Source organism: Rhodococcus sp. NPDC056506 (assembly GCF_042794945.1).
GTDB lineage: Bacteria > Actinomycetota > Actinomycetes > Mycobacteriales > Mycobacteriaceae > Rhodococcus_F.
Genome location: NZ_JBHTSW010000037.1, coordinates 41,102 through 58,785, shown reverse-complemented (window position 1 = coordinate 58,785; position 17,684 = coordinate 41,102). Strand labels below are relative to the sequence as shown.

At 61.8% G+C, this 17,684-nt stretch carries 14 protein-coding genes and 1 pseudogene; 1 reads left to right on the top strand and 14 read right to left on the bottom strand.

Going from position 1 to position 17,684, the window contains the following annotated elements; genetic code table 11:
- The 5 genes and pseudogenes from ACFQ6H_RS23510 to ACFQ6H_RS23490 all read right to left on the bottom strand — a co-directional run.
- Window positions 1-218 (bottom strand): annotated as a pseudogene (locus tag ACFQ6H_RS23510) (HNH endonuclease); the annotation flags it as partial.
- A 116-nt stretch (window positions 219-334) separates the two neighbouring features.
- The gene (locus tag ACFQ6H_RS23505) at window positions 335-766 is read right to left on the bottom strand and encodes a hypothetical protein (protein ID WP_378628367.1); all 432 of its coding nucleotides are present in this window, start codon (window positions 764-766) and stop codon (window positions 335-337) included.
- A gap of 21 nt (window positions 767-787) precedes the next feature.
- A complete protein-coding gene (locus ACFQ6H_RS23500) occupies window positions 788-1,456 on the bottom strand; it encodes a FadR/GntR family transcriptional regulator (protein WP_378648915.1) in 669 nt (222 codons plus the stop codon).
- 102 nt (window positions 1,457-1,558) lie between these two features.
- Entirely contained in the window at window positions 1,559-2,764 is a 1,206-nt protein-coding gene (locus ACFQ6H_RS23495; protein ID WP_378542083.1) for an MFS transporter, read from the bottom strand.
- A 122-nt stretch (window positions 2,765-2,886) separates the two neighbouring features.
- The gene (locus ACFQ6H_RS23490; protein WP_378648913.1) at window positions 2,887-3,861 is read right to left on the bottom strand and encodes a helix-turn-helix transcriptional regulator; all 975 of its coding nucleotides are present in this window, start codon (window positions 3,859-3,861) and stop codon (window positions 2,887-2,889) included.
- A gap of 102 nt (window positions 3,862-3,963) precedes the next feature.
- Between ACFQ6H_RS23490 and ACFQ6H_RS23485 the strand changes: the two genes are divergently transcribed.
- Complete coding sequence (locus tag ACFQ6H_RS23485; protein WP_378648911.1) at window positions 3,964-4,431, top strand: VOC family protein; 468 nt, start codon at window positions 3,964-3,966, stop codon at window positions 4,429-4,431.
- Between the two features lie 383 nt (window positions 4,432-4,814).
- Here ACFQ6H_RS23485 and aztD read toward each other — a convergent pair whose 3' ends face one another.
- From aztD to ACFQ6H_RS23440, 9 genes are all read right to left on the bottom strand, one after another.
- On the bottom strand, window positions 4,815-6,062 hold the full coding sequence (aztD, locus tag ACFQ6H_RS23480; protein ID WP_378447384.1) for a zinc metallochaperone AztD: 1,248 nt from the start codon (window positions 6,060-6,062) through the stop codon (window positions 4,815-4,817).
- 62 nt (window positions 6,063-6,124) lie between these two features.
- The gene (locus ACFQ6H_RS23475) at window positions 6,125-7,369 is read right to left on the bottom strand and encodes a benzoate/H(+) symporter BenE family transporter (RefSeq protein ID WP_378648909.1); all 1,245 of its coding nucleotides are present in this window, start codon (window positions 7,367-7,369) and stop codon (window positions 6,125-6,127) included.
- Window positions 7,370-7,373: 4 nt separating this feature from the next.
- Complete coding sequence (locus ACFQ6H_RS23470) at window positions 7,374-10,076, bottom strand: LuxR C-terminal-related transcriptional regulator (RefSeq protein ID WP_378648907.1); 2,703 nt, start codon at window positions 10,074-10,076, stop codon at window positions 7,374-7,376.
- Window positions 10,073-11,458 carry an MFS transporter gene (locus ACFQ6H_RS23465; RefSeq protein ID WP_378648905.1) on the bottom strand — a complete coding sequence of 462 codons (1,386 nt, stop codon included), beginning with the start codon at window positions 11,456-11,458 and terminating at the stop codon, window positions 10,073-10,075. Before ACFQ6H_RS23465 ends, ACFQ6H_RS23470 begins: the two co-directional genes overlap by 4 nt.
- A gap of 44 nt (window positions 11,459-11,502) precedes the next feature.
- A complete protein-coding gene (locus ACFQ6H_RS23460) occupies window positions 11,503-12,285 on the bottom strand; it encodes a 1,6-dihydroxycyclohexa-2,4-diene-1-carboxylate dehydrogenase (protein WP_378648903.1) in 783 nt (260 codons plus the stop codon).
- On the bottom strand, window positions 12,282-13,835 hold the full coding sequence (benC, locus tag ACFQ6H_RS23455) for a benzoate 1,2-dioxygenase electron transfer component BenC (RefSeq protein WP_378648901.1): 1,554 nt from the start codon (window positions 13,833-13,835) through the stop codon (window positions 12,282-12,284). The genes ACFQ6H_RS23460 and benC overlap by 4 nt, the downstream gene beginning before the upstream one ends.
- A 31-nt stretch (window positions 13,836-13,866) precedes the next feature.
- Window positions 13,867-14,376 (bottom strand): benzoate 1,2-dioxygenase small subunit, encoded by a 510-nt coding sequence (benB, locus tag ACFQ6H_RS23450; RefSeq protein WP_378648899.1) that lies wholly within the window; start codon window positions 14,374-14,376, stop codon window positions 13,867-13,869.
- 14 nt (window positions 14,377-14,390) lie between these two features.
- The gene (gene benA, locus ACFQ6H_RS23445) at window positions 14,391-15,788 is read right to left on the bottom strand and encodes a benzoate 1,2-dioxygenase large subunit (protein ID WP_378648897.1); all 1,398 of its coding nucleotides are present in this window, start codon (window positions 15,786-15,788) and stop codon (window positions 14,391-14,393) included.
- Between the two features lie 259 nt (window positions 15,789-16,047).
- Complete coding sequence (locus ACFQ6H_RS23440; protein WP_003939685.1) at window positions 16,048-17,676, bottom strand: 4-hydroxyphenylacetate 3-hydroxylase family protein; 1,629 nt, start codon at window positions 17,674-17,676, stop codon at window positions 16,048-16,050.
- Between the last annotated feature and the right edge of the window lie 8 nt (window positions 17,677-17,684).

Genomic DNA, 17,684 nt, shown 5'->3' with positions numbered 1-17,684 from the left:
AGCACTTGTTCGTCTGGGTTCAACGTCAAGGTGTCGAGGGCGGCTACTCGAATGGCTTCCAGGCGAAGGATTTCCGCTGATGCAGCGATGGCGATCTCGCGGACGTCGGTGGGGTGCAGCCGCCACAATCGTGCGCGCACACCCACGGCGGAGCTGTTGACCACGTCGGCGACAGCATCATTGCCAGTGACAGCACCGTCGGTGATGTTGATCGTCATGAGAACCCCCCGTTCCACCCCCCATCTTACTCGAACAAACTTTCGAGTCAAGCGCTTTTTTGGGAAGGTGAGGTGGGCCCGGCCGTAGCGATTCTGTTGTTCGAGAGCAGATTCCGTCAATTTTCGGTTCGTTGAAGGAAGGGGCGGGGCCAGGCGCCGAGTGCAAGGACGGCGAGGATCGTCTGGACGAGTCCGGTGGTGAAGAAGATGCCTTGCAGCGGCGACCAGGCGAGAACGATGGCGATCTCGACGAAGATCCAGATCATCATGGTCAGGCCGGCGGCCGCGTGCAGGCCCCACGTCAGGCGGAACCTGTTGTGCTGAGCGAAGAGCGCGGCGGCTTGGATGCCTCCGACGACAACGCCGAGGAGGATTCCGGGCCAGAAATAGGAAGGAAAGACGGTTCCCTCGATCCACTCCGGAGGCAGGCCCATCCCGCCGCCGATCGTCAGGCCCGCCATTCCTACGAGCGCAGAGAGCAGGTTTAGCCACGCGATGGCGGACAGACCGATCCGGAGACCCCGTGGAGGGAGCGATGTGGACGTCATGCCTGACAACGATAGAGAGGGTCAGTCGAGCCCGTCCATGTTCCTGCGCGTTGCCGCGCTGGCAGCGTCGGCATCACCCGCGACGATTGCTTCCACCAGATCTCGGTGGGCAGCGGCTTCGTCGTCGATGGATTGGGGGTTTCGTGCCGTGACGTCGGTGATCACGTCCAGGGCCGAGTTTCGGAGCGTTTCGATGAATGAGTCGAACACCATCGACAACACGCCGTTGTGTGCTGCATTCACCACGGCGCGATGTAGTTCCATGTCGGCGTCGACGAATTCTGTTGGTGTCGAGGCATTTTCACGGGCTTCGAGTGCTGCTCGTAACAGGTCGACGTCGGCAGAGGTCCGACGCATGGCAGCCAGACGGCCCGCTTCCACCTCCAGAAGTCTGCGTACTTCGTAGACTTCGCGGCGGTCCGAGCGTTTGAGTTCTCGCTCGAGTTCTGTGACCGGAGTCGAGGACATGACGTAGGTGCCGGATCCTTGATGAGAGTAGAGCTGTCCCGACGCGATCAGTGCACGCACGGCTTCCCTGCCGGTCGAACGCCCGACTCCGAGGAGTGTGCTCAGATCCTGCTCGTTCGGGATTTTCGTCCCGACCGGCCACTCGCCGTCGCCGATGAGGCGCGCAAGTTCGTCTGCGGCTTTCTGTACAAGCGACTGCTGCTTGACCTGGCGCACTGCCATGTGACTGCTCCTGACTGACTCGGTGAACCGCAATGGAGCGGCTCACCGAGTAATACTTCATGTCCTCCGATGAATCTTCAGACTACGGGGCCGTCTTTTGGTTTATCGAAGGGCGATGACGTCCAGTTCGCGCTCCGTCTCGTCTTCCGGGTCGAGGCGTCGATCGCGCAAGGTGAATGCGATGACGGCGCCGACGAACAGCACTGCAGTTGTCGCCCCGATCGCCATGCGCGGTCCGAAGTGATCTGCCAGGTAGCCGAACAGCGGAGATGCGATGCCTCCCACGGACATCGCGAGTCCGAGCGTCACCCCACTTGCTGTACCGGGGCGATTCGGTAGGTAGTCCTGAGCCAACGTCACCTGTGGCGCGAAGGGCAGGAACATCGCGAATCCGAGGCAGACGATTCCCAGTTCGGCAATCGCAACGTGCGGGGCGGCAGCGAGCAGTGCCAGTGAAGGTACCGCAAGCAGGTAGCCGAGTCGGATGGATGCGCGTCGACCACGACGGTCCGCGAGGACTCCACCCAGTAGCGTTCCGGCCGCTCCTGCCAATGTGAAGGAGGACAACACGATTGCGGCACTCGAGGACGATCCGTTCAGTCCGTTGAGCACGTACGGCGAGACCAACGACAGTGTGGTCACGTACGGAATCGACCAACAGACCGTTACCAGCACGAGTCGGGTGAACGAGCGCCAATCGTCTGACACGGGACCGTTCGCTGCCAGTTGCGCACTCAGTGACTGGGCTGACTCGGCCTCACCCGTGTTGATCGATCGCGACTGGGCGACCATCCACCAAATAGCCGCCACCACTGCAGGAACTGCGAGTAGGTAGCCGCCGGACAATCCGAGTGAGCCAACGACGAGCGTGACAAACGGTGGTGCCAGCGAGGCGCCCAACGTGCCGCCCACGGAGAACACGCTCATGGCTTTCTGCGAATGACCTCCAGCCGCGCGTGCCAAATTTGTGGCGGGCGGATGGTATGCGGCGATGCCGATGCCTGCCACGGCAATTGCCAGCCAAGTAACGATGTATGTGGTGCTCATCGCTGCCACGACAATTCCTGCTGCGGCCGTCACAAAACCCGTGGGTACCAGCCAATTTCGGCTCTTTCGATCGACCAGCATGCCGAATGCGGGTTGCACGACACTGGATAGGCCGGTCGCTGCGAGCGTGATTCCGGCGACGGCGGAGTAGGAATATCCGCGTTCGAGCATCATGAATGGCAGTAGTGCAGGCACAGCCCCCTGATACAGATCGTTCACGACGTGTGTGCCGGTGAGAAATGCAACTTGCCCCTTCTTCATCTCCTTGGGCATCCCTTCGTTCAGGTCTTCAAGTCCTCAGGTCCTCTGAGGACTTGAAAGCTATCACGAACCCGCGGGCGCACGGTTGTGTTGGAGACCTGGATCTCATTCGAGACGCCTGACTAGCTCGCAGCAGTCGCGGCGTTGCGGGCGGCGAGTTGTGCGAAAGCGTGGGTAAGTTCTGCCGGGCCGACGACATCGATGTCGGTGTCGAATCGGTTGAAGGAGGCTGCCAGCGCCGTCCAAGACCATGATCCGGCTTCGAGACTGCACTGCTCGGGTCCAAGATCTTCGACGATGCCGTCCTCGACAAAGGGAAGAACATAACTGGCTGGTCGATGGAGAACGACCTTGCCGTGGCACGGCCATTTGTTGATATGTTCCGATCCTTTGAAGCGCGCGGCCACGTATTCGCTGACGTCGCCGCCGGGGATTTCCTTCGGTGTGAACCGCGGGCCGTTCGGGGTGCGTGGAGTGATGCGATCGGCGCGGAAGATTCGCCAGTCGTCTCGCTCGAGATCCCACGCGACGAGGTACCAGCGACGCTTGGAGGTCACCAGATGATGTGGCTCCACGCGGCGTGGGGGTGTTATTTCGATGTTGTCAGTTGAGAGGCCGTTCGAGTAGTCGAAGCGGAGCACCTCGCGAGCGCGCACCGCTGCGGAAATCGCTACGAGCACCTCAGGGGACACCGAGTCTGCGTCGCTGGAATCGGTCGAAATCGTGGTGAACGTGAGTGCGTCGAGGCGATGGCGCAGACGCGACGGCATCACTTGCCGCAAGGTGGTCAGCGCACGCACTGCGTCCTCTTCGATGCCGACGCCGGTTAGCGTCGCCGCCTGCAGAGCGACTGCCAAGGCGATGACCTGATCGTCGTCGAACAGCAGGGGTGGTAGCTCGCTGCCGGCGTCGAGTCGGTATCCGCCGTCCGGGCCCATGGTCGCCGCAATGCTGTAACCCATCTCCCGGAGCCGGTCGATGTCGCGGCGGACCGTGCGGTGGCTGATGTCGAGCCGCTCGGCGAGTAGGGCGCCCGGCCAGTCGCGTCTGGTCTGCAAGAGGGACAGCAGATTCAAGAGCCGAGTGGTGGTCGCCATGTCGTGAGACTACGACGAGTCTAGGACGAAAACAGTCCTATACGGCTGTGAGAGTCGACGTTGTCAGGGAAAACCCGGGCGACGTTCGTACTAGGAGCAGACATGAGCATCAAGACAACGACCCACCTCAACTTCCGCGGAGACGCCCGCGCGGCTCTGGAGTTCTACCAGTCCGTCTTCGGTGGCCAGGTCACGATCGCAACCTACGGCGACTTCGGGATGCCCAAGGAGGTGCCCGGCGCTGAGAACGTCGTGTTCGGCCAGGTGGAGACAGCGGACGGATTCTGCGTGATGGCATACGACATCCCAGGACAGTCGGGCGGCTCGGTCGGCAACGCAGGCTCGACACACCGCGAGAACGGCACCACGATCACCGACCAACCGTTCTTCGTCTCGGTTCGCGGCGAAACCCTCGAAGAGGTGCAGAACTACTGGGCCAAACTCTCTGCTGGTGCATCGATCATCGAGGGTCTTGCCGCGGCGGCGTGGAGCCCCGGTTTCGGCATGCTCACCGATGCGTTCGGGGTGACGTGGATCCTCGACGTCGCTGCCGGCGAAAACCCGGCCTGATCATTCAGACGACAAAGCCGCTGGCACCGAAAGGTGTCCAGCGGCTCCAACGCGTCGGTGCCCGTCTTGCGCCTCTCGGCAAGCGGCCACTCGAAGTGGCAATTCTGGGGTGGTACCCGGGGCAAAGAACCGAACACCGACACCATCTCCAACGAACCTCCACACGGAGTTATTCCATGCTGACTTGTGCCGCGGTCAATCGTGGTCCTGCTCATTGCTCAGCTCCAGCAGAGCTGGCGACAACGGCTTCGATTCTCTGAGGCGCGCGTCGTAGCACCTCGAGGACTGCCTGGGTATGAGATGCCCTGGTCAGTAGGCGAAGCACGAGAACGGCTCAGGCCCTCATCTCGGTGTGAGATGGGGGCCTGAGGTGAGGATCTGAATCAGCCGGTGACACCGGTCAATTCGTTGGGGGCGTGATCGAGAGTGGTCTCGGTCAGGATGCTGCCGTCCTCGAGGTCGACTGCGATCAGCTTCTTCGACGCTGGATCGGTGACGTAAGCGGTGTGATCTTCTACGAAGAGCGCGGGCCTGGGCTCTTGCCATTTGGTGGGCTCGGTCCATGCGTCTATGACGGCGATCTTCTTGGTGACGACGCCGGTGTTCGGGTCGATGACGTGGATGGCGCCGTCGGTGCCGAGCACCAGTGCCTCTCCGTGTGGTCCGCGGCCGAGTGAGCGGAAGGTGTAGCTGGTGCCGAGGTCGACGAGCTTGAGTTCGGACGTCGTCGTGTTGGTCAGCGAGACCCGTTGCGGACGTTCGAGTTCGGCGTCCTTGTCAGTCTTGTAGTCACCCAGCACGATATCCGACTCCTCCGAGCCTGCCTGATTTCCGATGCGGCCGTATGCATCCGGACTCTGGACCTTGGTGATCGCTCCGTTCTTGTACACGAGCAACCCGTCCTGGCAGCCCAGCACGATGGCTTCGCCGGCAGCGACTGCTTCGCCGTGGACACCGGGGCACTGTTCGTTGCGCAGGATTTCCTTGCGGTCGGCATCGAGGACAGCTATGCCGTTGCGGGACTCCGAATTTCCGATTGTCGTCAACAGGCTTCCGTCGGCAAGTGCGACGGCAACACCGTGATGGGGTTCCGGGGTGGTGTACGTCTCGACGCGAGGTTGACGTTTTGCCAGTTGAATCGGGTCGAAGATCTCGACCAGTCCCGAGCCGTCGTTGAAGAGGACTGTCTTTCCGGCATGGCGCACGACGTGTCCGGGCTCGTTGGCTGCGAACTCGACCTCGGACATCGCGGGATCGGCTGTGTAGTAATGAGAATGGTCACCGTGGGCCGAAGACCACGTGCCGGTGTCGAGCACCTTGAACGCTTCGCCGGCAGAGATCATGACATGGCGACCGTCGCCGGCCGGGTTGAGTCGCGTAAAGCCGTCGATCTCGGTCTCGCCGACCACGTCGAGGGAGGTTGCATCCAGCACCAGGACGCCGCCGTCGTACGACACGGCGAGACGTGGTGTTGCCGAGGCCTGTTCGGTTGGTGCGGCCGACGTCGTGGTCGTGGTTTCGGACTGGGCGGAGTCCTTGTTGTCGGACGAGCAGCCCGTAACGAGGGCGAGCGAGAGGCCTACTGATGTGGCAAGGGTGAGGCGCCGCGACATGCGGGTGTTGAGGTGCATGGGTATAGATCTACTGCTTAATGTAAATGATTGTCAAAGTCGTGTATGCGAATGTTCGCATGTCAGGTGTAGTCACCACGCTCGAGCAAGCGCGAGACGATGACCCCGAACACGAGTCCCCAGAAAGCGGCGCCGATATTGAGTAGTTCGATGTCGGAGATCGTCACGAGAAACGCGATCAAAGCGCCGAAGGTGAATTTCCCGCCGAATGCGGTGACGAAGGCTCCCTGTAAGGCCTTGAGCATGGCCAGACCACCAAGAGTGACGATGAACGCCATCGGAGTTCCCAACATCATCGCGACGAACGTCGGGGCGAACAGTCCGAAGACGACGGCGAGTAAGCCGCAGAAGATTCCGGCGGTGTACTGGCGTGTCCGCTCTCCCGACGCCGTGAGCAATGCGTTCGTCGGCCCGGTCAGGCACGTCGACACACAACCCACCGCCGCGTTCACGAGAGAGAACACGCCGCAGGCAACCGTTGCTGTCCCGATCGGCGGTTGATGACCCGCTGCTCGGAGGACTGCGATTCCTTGGCCGTTCTGCACGACGACGACTGTGATCGTCAGCGGTACAACCAGTTCGATCATCGCCTGCCAAGACCAGGTTGGTGTGGTCAGCATCGGATGCGCCAGCCACTCATGAGCGTCGCCGGCGGAGTTGAATCTTCCGGTCGCGAGTATCACGACTACGCCGACGATCAACGCGCCGAGAACGGGCGGAACGAATCTTCCCAACTTGGCGAACACGCTCAGGGCGACAAAGGTGGCGATCATCGGCAGTGCGATCACCGCGTCGTGGGCGGGCGCTTCGACCAAATCGGTTCCGAAATGAAGGAAAACTCCTGCCACCATTGCCATTACGATGGGCATGGGTAAGGTGGCCATGATCGGTGTGACCCACCCGGTCAATCCCAACAACAAGATCAGGCCGCCGGTCGCGAAGCACGCTCCGAGCACTTGCTCCCACGGCAGATGCTCCAACGACGCTCCGACGACTACGGTTCCGGGAATCGTCCAGAAGAAGGCCAGCGGCTGCCGGTACAGCCAGGAAGCCGTGATGGTCAGAATGCCGTTGACGAAGAAGGCACCGAAAAGCCAAGAGGCCAATTGAGCTTGACTCAGTCCACCCGCCAACCCCGCGGCGAGAATGACTGCTACCGGCCCGGTGGCAGAGAAGACGATGCCGATGATTCCGTTGGCGACGGACGTTCCGCCGAAGTCGCGTAAGACCCGCTTCGGGCCGTAGAGCGGGAGGGGTAGTGGCTCGGTGACGACGCGAACGGGCGTGGTCGTCGCAGTGTCCGACATGTTCTCAGTTCTCCTGATGCGGATCCGAAAGCCCCCGGTCGCGGAACAAAGCCGCGAGTTCGCTCCGTGATCGCAGTCCGAGCTTCGCGTACGCGCGCGTGAGGTGATATTGAATGGTCTTGACGGAGAGGAACAATTCGCCGGCAGCTTCCTTGTTGGACTTGCCCGCTGCGACAAGGTCGGCGACGGCTCGCTCTTGCGGGGTCAGGTCGGTGATTCCCTTCTCCGTCCGCGAGAGGTTCAACCCTCCCGCGCGGAGTTCGCGCTCGCAGCGCTCGACGTAAGTAGCGGCGCCCAACGAGTGGTACAGCTCGCGGGCGGCCCGGAGGACGACGTCGGCCTCTGCGCGTTTCCCCGCCCGGCGGAGAGTTTGGCCGTAGGCAAAATTGATTCGGGCTCGGTCGTAGGGGAGCGGCAGCGTCTCGATGCCGAGAAGTGCAGCATCGAAACTTTCTCTTGCCGAGTCTAGTTCGCCCCGTGCGCCGTGGATCCGGCCGCGAACGTAGCAGAGACGTGCCGCAGCTGAGCGGTGCTCACGACGTCGTGCGGTCTGCTCGTGTGGTTGTAGAAAGGCGTCGGCATCATCGACTCGCCCGACCATGACCAATGCATTGGCGTAGAGATCGACCCACGGCCAGAAGCCTGGCTCGTCGAGCCATTGTTGCGCCTTGCTCGAGGTGAGCGGAGCCAGCGCGACCAGGACTTCGGCGTAGTCGGCGGCGGCCTCGGCAACCTGCGCTCTGGCGAGAAGTGCAGGAACATACATGATTTCGTAGGCGTGAACGCCGGCGTACGCGCGTCGCACGTGGTCACGGGCCAGTTCCCAGTTGCCGCGCAGAGCGTGGATCTGTGCTCCCGACCAGTGGACCAACGGTCGGATGATCTCGATCTCGAACCGATCCACCTCGGCCCCGGCGCCGTCGACGGTCGAGAGCGCTTCGTCCCAGGCTCCGAGCGCGAATTGAGTGCGGGCGAGCCAGGCCTGTGCCCACAGCGAGATTCTTGCCGAACCACTGGAAAACTCTGTGGACACAGCACTTTCGAGGTCACGTCTGGCGGACTCCGGGTGATCCAAAGCAAGCTCGAGCCATCCGCGTCCCATCTGGAAGCGCTGTGCTTGGGCTCCGGGGCGGACGCGATCGGACAGTTCGTCGTATGCCGCGAGCGCATTCTCGGTTCTTCCGGTAGCGCCGAGCCCGAGACCCTTGATCGCTTCGGACTCCACTGCTGCGGGGTCAGAAGGACCTACCAATTCGACTGCGCGGTCAACCCACTCGACGAGGGCCGTGCCATCGAGTCGAGCCAGAGAATGAAGGACCATTCGTTGGGCGATCATCGCAGCGGTGCCTGGCTCACGATCCACGCTGCAGCTGTCCCACGCTCTGGTCAGAAGATCGGCGGCCTCGGTCGGTCGCCCCCGATGAATGGCGAGGTAGCCGAGAACGGCGTCGCGGAGAGGCCCGCGCGAAATACTCTCGATCTCCGGCACGAAGACCATGGCCCGGGGGATGTCACCCGATCCGGTCAGCGCGTCGACTCCGCGGAGCAGTCGGTCCTCGTGTTCGGTTCGGGCCGTGGTGAGACGGCTTGCCGTGATCATGGCATCGGCGACTTCCGACCACGCGCCGTCGGATGCTCGTAGTGATGCGTACGCAACGAGTTCGGCGGCGAGGTCCTCGTCGTGGGTGGTGCTGGCAGCGGCAAGGTGGAAAAGCCGTTCACCTTCTCCCCAAGCGATCTCGGCTGCTCGAGTGTGCAGGAGATGCAAGTGTGCGGGTCCCAACGCCGCGTGCACGGCGGCTGTCACCATCGGACCGCTCAGTGACACCTCGGTGCTGCCGCGCTGCTCGTGGACAGAAAGGAGGCCGCTGGCAAAGGCGCTGTCCAAGGCGCCGACCACGTCGTCGATTTCGGCTAGCTGAGCAAGATGCGACAACGTCGTGCTGCGCCCGACAACTGCTGCGGCTTCGATCAACGTTCGTGCTCCCGCCGAACACATAGCGAGGGCGGCGGCGATCGACACTGCACGATGGCGAGGGACGGGCAAAGTTCGGTGCCACTGGGTCCAATAGGTAGGTGGCAGCTCGTCGAGAAGCGAGACGATGTCGAGTGTGTTGCCCGCGGTGAAGTCCTGAAGGGCAAGCGCGACGCCGGAGCTGAGGTCGATTCCGCTTCGCATGCGCGCTATGTCGATGATGACGGGTGCGTCGATCGGGCTGATGTGCAATCGCGTCGACCAGTGCAGGTCGAGAATCTGCCTGACATCCTCGCGCAGGAACGGCGTTTCCTCGGCGACGAGGACGAACAGCAGTGGTGCCGTTCGGCCTCGATGGAGGGCGGAGGTGATTGCCTGAAGTGAGCTGACATCGCTGTGATGGGCATCGTCGACGACGATCAGGGTCAGTTGCTCCGCTGCGTCGACGATCTCGTGTGCAACGGCGACCGGGTCCGAGTTGGAAACCGGACGTTCGAGTAGTTGATCGATCACTCCGAAGGCAGTGTGCGATTCCCACTCCAGCCCACGAGCGCGGCGGAGCGTATGAGCGGAAGAGATTTCGGCGAACCGGTCGACGAGAGTGGACTTACCGCTACCGGCATCGCCCTCGACCAGCACGAGAGTCGGCACTCCTGTCTCTGCCGCGGCCAAGGCTCGGCCGAGAACGGCGAGCTCGCGTTCTCGGCCGAGCAACAGGTCACGAAGTGTCACCCGACTACCGTAACGCCGGGCTCACCACGGGTTTCCTTTTCGGCACGGTCTCCATCGGATCGAAGTGCAGTGGCACCCAGGTCGGGTGCTTGCTTCGGCACGAAGAAGGTGACGATGGCGCCCAGCACCGCGATGCCGGCGAAGACGTAGAACGCCGATTCGGAACTGATTCCGGCGCTGATCAAACTTCCGCCGATCAGTGGCCCGAATATCCCGCCCAGACGTCCGAATCCGGCGCACCACGCAACACCTGCGGCCCGAGCGGCCGTCGAATAGTAGTTGGACACGAATCCGTAGATCAGGACCTGAGTACCGATGGTGCCGACACCCGCGATGGCAACGGAGGCGAGGAGTACGGGAAGGGGGAACCCGAATGTGAACAGCAGCAGGGCGAGTGCAGCCAGGCCGAAGGTGGTGGCGACAACCCGTTGCGGACCGGTGACGTCCGCGATCTTGGAGGCGAGAAGTCCACCGATGATGGCACCGCCGTTGAGTACCAACAGGAACGAGAGCGAACCCTTCGCGTTGTATCCCGCGTTTTCCATGATCTTGGGCAGCCAGGTGTTGAGTCCGTAGGTCAGGAGGAGGCCGGCGAAGCTCATGAGGCCGAGAAGCGCGGTGCCCCAGACGTATTGTCTGCTCGCCAACGCTCGGAAGCCGACCTTCTCGGCTACGGCATCGTTGGGTCGATCTGCACCGACAGGCAACGGAATTCCAGTCTTCGAGGAAATGGCGCGAGCTTCCTCGACACGTCCGCGAGCAATGAGCCACGCGGGAGACTCCGGCAGTTTGAACCAGGCGAGTGGGAACAGGAACACCAACGGCAGCGCGCCGATGAGAAACAGTCCGCGCCATCCGATGGAATCGCGGAGAACGATCGCCAGGACGGAAGCCATGACGCCACCGGCCGGGACACCGCTGTAGACGATGGCGTTGAACAGATTGCGGCGTCCCGGCGGCGCGAACTCGGCAATCATGGCTCCGGCGGTGGCGACGAGCCCACCGACGCCGATGCCGGTGAAGAACCGCAGCAGACCGAAGGTGGTGATGCTGGTGGCGAACGCTGCGAGTGCCATTCCGACCGAGAACCAGATGATGTTGATCAGCATCATCTTTCGGCGACCGAAGTGATCGCCGATCGCTCCACATGTCAGTGCGCCGACCATCACTCCGACAAGTGCATACGAACCCAACGCACCGGCCTGAGATGCGGTCAAGGTGCCGATGTGGCTGGGGTCGTCCATGAGCACCGGCAGGATCGTGCCGTAGACGACCAGGTCGTATCCGTCGAACAGAATGGCAATGGCGGCGATGGTGACCACCCACAACACTGACGAGCGATGGCGGGCACTGGCCCAGGAACCACGTTCGATCGAGGACATGGCGAATCTCCGTTCGAGAGATCAGGAATCGGGGGAGGCTGGATTCAGCCGAGGTCGCCACCGGCGACGGGCAGAACCGTTCCGGTGACATACGAAGCCTCTTCGGAGGCAAGGAAAGTGATAGCAGCAGCCTGTTCGTCCAGGGTGCCGTAACGCTTGAGCAGCGACGAGTCGACGGTCTGGTCGACGATCTGCTGGTACCAGGCCTTCTCCTCGTCGGTCTCGGCGCCCGGTCCGCGTGCCACGACCCGTGGTGGCGCCTCGGTTCCGCCGGGAGCGGTTGCCACGACGCGTATTCCGTACTGCGCGACTTCCATCGCCAGTGCAGCGGTGATCGCGCTGACTCCGCCCTTGGCCGCCGCGTAGGGAACACGGTTGACGCCGCGGGTGGCGACCGAGGAGACGTTGACGATGGTGCCGCTCGCCTGCTCGATCAGATGGGGCAGTACCGCACGGCACGTCCAGAGCGTGGGGAACAGCGATCGTGTGATCTCGGCTTGTACCTGCTGCGGCGTGTAGTGCTCGTAGGGTTTGGCCCAGATGGTGCCGCCGACGTTGTTGACCAGGACGTCGATGCGTCCGAAGTGCTCCAATGCGGAATCTATTGCATGCTGGGCACCTTCGAATGTCTCGAGATCCGCGGTCACCGAATGGGAACGTTCCAACGGTGTCGCGATGTCGTGAACCAGTTCGGCTCGATCCACAAGCGCGACGGAACCACCTTCTGCGGAAACTCTTTCGGCAACGCTGCGTCCGATCCCCTGAGCCGCTCCGGTGACGACCACGACCCGGTCGTCGAACCGGCCGGCGAAGAATCTCGTGCTCACGACGCCACACTTTCCCGAGCGTCAGTGATGGCGCGGTGCATCGTCGACTTGGCGTGTTCGCTGTGCTGGACGATCAGATCACGGGCCGCGGCGCGATCATTCTGCTCGAATGCACGCACGATACGTGAGTGATCCTCCGCGACATGTTCGTCCACCCAATCGGCGGTGCGGAGCACTCGGTTCATCAGTTGTGTGACCTCGAGACGGTGGTATGCCTGCAGCAGCACTTCGTTTCCGGTGCAGCGGAAGAGGAAGTCGTGGAACAAGGCATTGGTTTCGGTGAATGCCGCTGCGTCCGTGAAGTGATCGCGGTCGATGGAAGTAGCCGAGTTCTCCGCCAGAATGCGGTACTCCGTCAACTGTGCCGGAGTGAGGCGGCCGATCGTGAGTTCCATTGCTCCGAGTTCGAGTGCCATCCGAGCGTCGAACTGTGCGTCCGACTCCGCGACCGGCAGATGTTCTTCACCGATCTCGTACGTGTCGGCAGCTGATTCTTCGGCCGAGGCTGCCGGTGAATCAGCGGGTGCTGCCGCGTTGTTGAACTTTTCGAAGTAGAAGTTCGTGGGTGTGATCGAGACGTCCTTGAAGTGCAGACGTACGGCTTCGACCATCGGCGGCGGGCCGCACAGGTAGACGTCCACGTTGCCGTCGTCGAGGTGATCGGGCTCGATCAAGCCCGTGACATAGCCCTTGTTCGGTGCGGTGCTGTCGGGATCGGATACGCAGTAGTCGAAGGTGAACTGGGGTAGAGACTCCGCGTAGTCGTGCAGTTTGTCGAGTTCGACGAGATCTGTGTCGGAGCTGACGCCGTAGACCAGATGAACGGGCCGAGTGGAGCTTTCGGTACGCATCTTCTCCAGTATGGAGAGCAGCGGGGCCAAGCCGGTTCCGCCGGCAAGCAGTAGGGCTCTCCGTTGACCTGACCGGAGGAAGAAGCTACCCATCGGTCCGGTCAGTTCGAGAGTGTCACCTACCTGCGCACGCTGACTGAGATACTCGGACATCAGACCACCCGGGGTGATCTTGACCAGGAACGACGCCGACTCGACCTCGGGGCCGGTGCTGAACGAGTACGACCGCGTCGCTTCGGTTCCGGGAACTAGGATGTTCACGTACTGACCGGGCAGGAAGACCAGATCTGCGCGGTTGTCGACTTCGACGGTGAAACCCACAGTCGAATCCGAATGGCGAATGATCTCGGTGATCGTGGACGTGTACGAACCGGCAGTGGTCTTGGCGACCGCCGACGTGGTGGGAATCTGCAGCACGAGATCAGATTCCGGCACCATCTGGCACGGAAGGCAGTAGCCCTGCTCGGCCTCGCCGTCCGTGAGGGCCTCCTCGATGTAGTCGCCGGCATCGAAAGTGCCTGACTCACAGAGTGACTTGCAGGTGCCGCAAGCTCCGTCGCGGCAGTCGAGCGGAATGTTGATTCGCGCGCGGTACGACGCGTCCGCGACGGTCTCGTCGGTGTTGCATTCGACGAAGCGGGTGATGCCGTCTTCGAAACTCAGGGCTACTTGAAAGGTCGGCGCAGCTTGAATGCTCATGGGAAACATCTCGATTCGAAGAGAAGTCGTGTCAGAAGTGGTAGATGTCGACCACGTGATGGATGTAGTCGTTCTTGAGGACTACCTTCTTCTTCATGATCAACGGCTGCTCGCCCGAGAAGTCGATCGTGTAGTGCGAGGTGCCGAAGTAGGTGTCGACGGTGTTGTAGCGGAAGTACAGCGTGAACCAATTGAAGCGGACGTCGACGACGAAGCCGCGTTCTTCGATCACTTCCACGTTGGTGATGTTGTGACCGGTGCGGGGCTCGGGAAGGCTTGTCGCGCTGGAACGGTCAGTCCTGATTCGGAACACGCGATCCTCGATACCGCCGCGATTCGGGTAGTAGATGAGCGAGATCTCCGCGTGCGGGTCCGTGGTCAGCTCGCCGTCGTCGGCCCAGGCGGGCATCCAGTACTCGGAATCGGGGTGGTAGCACTCGATCCACTTCTCGAATTCACGATCGTCCAGATAGCGGGCTTCGCGGTAGAGGAACTGCTGCACGGATTCGAGGGTGACGGTGTTGGCTGTTGCTAGTGTCATGGTGATCGACATCCTCAGTTGGTCCGGGCAGAAGCGGCTTGCTCGGCATCTACGGCCGCAAGCATGGCGTCGCGCCAGTATCCGTGCTGAATGGGATACAAGCCTTCGTCCTCGGTCTTGGCTCCGCTCGAGAGCACGCGATTCATGCCGAGATCCTTCGCGACGTCGTTCGGACCGGGAATCTGGTGTGTGACACCACGGCTGAGGTCGTTCCACGGGGCGCCGGCTGCCTGGTAGGTCTTCTGGCAGGAACGGAACTCCTCGAGATCGTCCGGGGTGGCCATACCGCTGGCATTGAAGAAGTCCTCGTACTGACGGATGCGGTTGCTGCGCGCTTCGGCGCTCTCTCCCTTGGGCGCGATGCAGTAGATGGTGACTTCGGTCTGGTCCACGGAGATCGGACGGAAGTGCCGGATCTGGCTGCTGAACTGATCCATGAGGTAGACGTTCGGGTACAGGCAGAGGTTCCTCGACGCACCGACCATGAATTCGGCTTTCTTGGAACCGAATTGAGCTTCCAGCTCCGCTTTGCGTTCGAACAGTGGACGGTCCTCGGGATTGCCCCACCACATCCAGAGCAGGAGGTGGCCGTAGTCGTAGGAGAAGTATCCACCGCCCTGCTTGCCCCAGGTGCCGGCATCCATTGCTTTGGTCTCGTTGGACGATTCACCGGCGGTGCGGCGAGCGGTGGTAGCAGCGTAGTTCCAGTGCGTCGAGGACACGTGATAGCCGTCAGCGCCGTTCTCGGTCTGCAGCTTCCAGTTGCCGTCGTAGGTGTAAGTGGAAGCGCCGCGCAGGACTTCGAGTCCGTCGGGTGATTGATCGACGATCATGTCGATGACCTTCGTGGTGTCACCGAGGTGCTCTTCGAGTGGAAGTACGTCGGGGTTGAGGCTGCCGAAGAGGAAGCCGCGATAGTTCTCGAACCGCGCCACCTTGGTCAGGTCGTGTGAGCCGTCTTTGTTGAACTGTTCCGGATAGCCGCCGGTGCGAGCGTCCTTGGCCTTGAGGAGCTTTCCGCTGTTGTTGAAGGTCCAGCCGTGGAACGGGCAGGTGAAGGTGGTTCGGTTGTCGGTCTTACGGCGACAGAGCATCGCACCGCGGTGGCTGCATGCGTTGATCAGCGCACCTAATTCGCCGTCCTTGTTGCGCGTGATCACGATGGGCTGACGGCCCATGTAGGTGGTGAAGTAGTCGCCGACGTTCGGGATCTGGCTCTCGTGCGCGAGGTAAATCCAATTGCCCTCGAAGATATGCGTCATCTCGAGTTCGAACAGTTGCTCGTCCGTGAAGACACTGCGCCGTACCTGGTAGCGGCCGGTCTCCGGGTCCTCGACGAGCGCGTCGTCGAGGGCAGCGCGGATGTTTGCGAACTGGTCGGTGCCGCGGGCAGCGTCCAACATATCCGTCATGGGTGTCCTCCAGATAAGAGTGGGCGCCGACCGAGAAATCCGAGGCTGTCGGACAAAATCGGTGGGACCCGCTTTCCGGACGGGGCTGCGTCCGGTACTGAATTCACCTTCACATCGTGTGTCTCGGGTCACACTAGGCAATTGCCTAGTCCTGACCAAGGGTGCAGTGTTCGTCGAATTCTGCTGATGGGCCATGCCTGCTGAAGACGACGACCAGGGCGGACTCGACATCGCGAGTCCGCCCTACCCACCGAGTGGGCTACCGGTTCTTGAAGAAGGAGACGTCGTCGTTGCCGATGAGGTCAGGAACCGTCCAGCCGTCGAGGTCGTATTCACTCAGGCACTGCTCGGCCAGTCCCTTCATGGAACTGGCGTGCCCGCGATTCTGGGCTGCGAACAGCAGTTCCGCCTTGACGTTTTCGTGATTGCCGGAGTAATTGCGTTCGTAGAGTTCGTGGCGACCGCCGAACTCGGTGCCGATCGAATCCCACAGCGCCTTCATGACTTTCACGCGGTCTACGGCGGTGATGCCGTCGGAACCGCGAACGTACTTGTCGAGGTACGGACGCACGTCCGGGCTCTTGAAGTCGAGTGAACTCGAAGGCAGGTAGATCAGGCCCGACGCCACGTCCTGCTCGATGATCTCCTTGATCCGCGGGTACCCCTGGATCATGAACATTCGATAGGTGAGGCCGTACTCGAGCTTCGGTATCACCGAATCGCCGACCCACTGTTCGGGATCACGTGCCATCGATTCGGTCAACGACCAGAAGAGGTTTCGCCACCCGATTACTTCACCGACACGGGTCTGAACTCCGCGGAAGCCGCCCGCGCCGGTGGCTTCGAGTGCCTTCATCAACAGTCCGGCGATGAAGTCGAGCTTGACGGCCAGGCGAGTGCAGCCCTGAAAGGTGAAGCGCGGCAGGAATCCCGACTGAGGGAAGAATGCGTTGATCCGGTCGACGTCGCCGTACATGAAGACGTTCTCCCACGGAACCAGCACCTTGTCGAAGACGAAGATGGTGTCGTTCTCGTCCATGCGACTCGACAGCGGGTAGTCGAATGGACTGCCCATCACCGCAGCATGTTCGGTGTACGAGGTGCGGCAGATCAGCTTCACACCCGGCGCGTCCATCGGCACCGTGCAGATCAGGGCGAACTGCTTCTTCTTGATCGGCAGGCCGTAGTGAGCGATGAAGTTGTAGTTGGTGATCGCCGAGCCGGTGGCAACCACCTTCGCGCCGCTGACGATCAAACCTGCGTCGGTTTCCTTCTCCACCTTCATGAAGACGTCGCCGACCTCGTCTGGTGGAAGTTGGCGATCCACCGGGGGATTGATGATCGCGTGGTTCCAGTACAGAACCTTCTCCTGCGATTCGCGGTACCAGCGTTCGGCGTTGTCCTGGAACGGTGCGTACAACTCCTTGTTGGCGTGGAGGGTTCCCAGGAAACTTGCCTTGTAGTCGGGGGAGCGGCCCATCCAGCCGTAGGTCATACGTGCCCACGTCGCGATGGCGTCGCGTTCCTTGAGCAGATCAGCCGACGACGTCGGAGTGCGGAAGAACGGCATGGTGACACCGCCGTTGCCCGTGTCCGTCGGAACGGTCAAGGCATCCACGTGTTCGCCCGTATGCAGAGCGTCGTAAAGCCTTGCGGTCATGCGGATCGGATTCCGGAACGCGGGGTGCGTCGTGACGTCCTTGACGCGATCACCGTGAAGCCAGATCTCGCGACCGTCCTGCAGGCTCGAGATGTACTCGTCACCGGTCATCGGTCGAGTGGCGAAGTTCTTCGTGCGGTTGGCTTCACAGTCGGCGGCCGGATTGACCTGTGGCGCTCCGGAATCTGCGGGGTCGACGCCGGTGGGAGGGATTTCGGTGGTCGTCATGGCAAAGC

Excerpts from the sequence above, each read along its gene's own strand:
- ACFQ6H_RS23505 (WP_378628367.1), bottom strand. The coding sequence starts at position 766 with ATGACGTCCACATCGCTCCCTCCACGGGGTCTCCGGATCGGTCTGTCC.
- ACFQ6H_RS23500 (WP_378648915.1), bottom strand. The coding sequence starts at position 1,456 with ATGGCAGTGCGCCAGGTCAAGCAGCAGTCGCTTGTACAGAAAGCCGCA.
- ACFQ6H_RS23495 (WP_378542083.1), bottom strand. The coding sequence starts at position 2,764 with ATGAAGAAGGGGCAAGTTGCATTTCTCACCGGCACACACGTCGTGAAC.
- ACFQ6H_RS23490 (WP_378648913.1), bottom strand. The coding sequence starts at position 3,861 with ATGGCGACCACCACTCGGCTCTTGAATCTGCTGTCCCTCTTGCAGACC.
- ACFQ6H_RS23485 (WP_378648911.1), top strand. The coding sequence starts at position 3,964 with ATGAGCATCAAGACAACGACCCACCTCAACTTCCGCGGAGACGCCCGC.
- aztD (WP_378447384.1), bottom strand. The coding sequence starts at position 6,062 with ATGCACCTCAACACCCGCATGTCGCGGCGCCTCACCCTTGCCACATCA.
- ACFQ6H_RS23475 (WP_378648909.1), bottom strand. The coding sequence starts at position 7,369 with ATGTCGGACACTGCGACGACCACGCCCGTTCGCGTCGTCACCGAGCCA.
- ACFQ6H_RS23465 (WP_378648905.1), bottom strand. The coding sequence starts at position 11,458 with ATGTCCTCGATCGAACGTGGTTCCTGGGCCAGTGCCCGCCATCGCTCG.
- benC (WP_378648901.1), bottom strand. The coding sequence starts at position 13,835 with ATGAGCATTCAAGCTGCGCCGACCTTTCAAGTAGCCCTGAGTTTCGAA.
- benB (WP_378648899.1), bottom strand. The coding sequence starts at position 14,376 with ATGACACTAGCAACAGCCAACACCGTCACCCTCGAATCCGTGCAGCAG.
- benA (WP_378648897.1), bottom strand. The coding sequence starts at position 15,788 with ATGACGGATATGTTGGACGCTGCCCGCGGCACCGACCAGTTCGCAAAC.
- ACFQ6H_RS23440 (WP_003939685.1), bottom strand. The coding sequence starts at position 17,676 with ATGACGACCACCGAAATCCCTCCCACCGGCGTCGACCCCGCAGATTCC.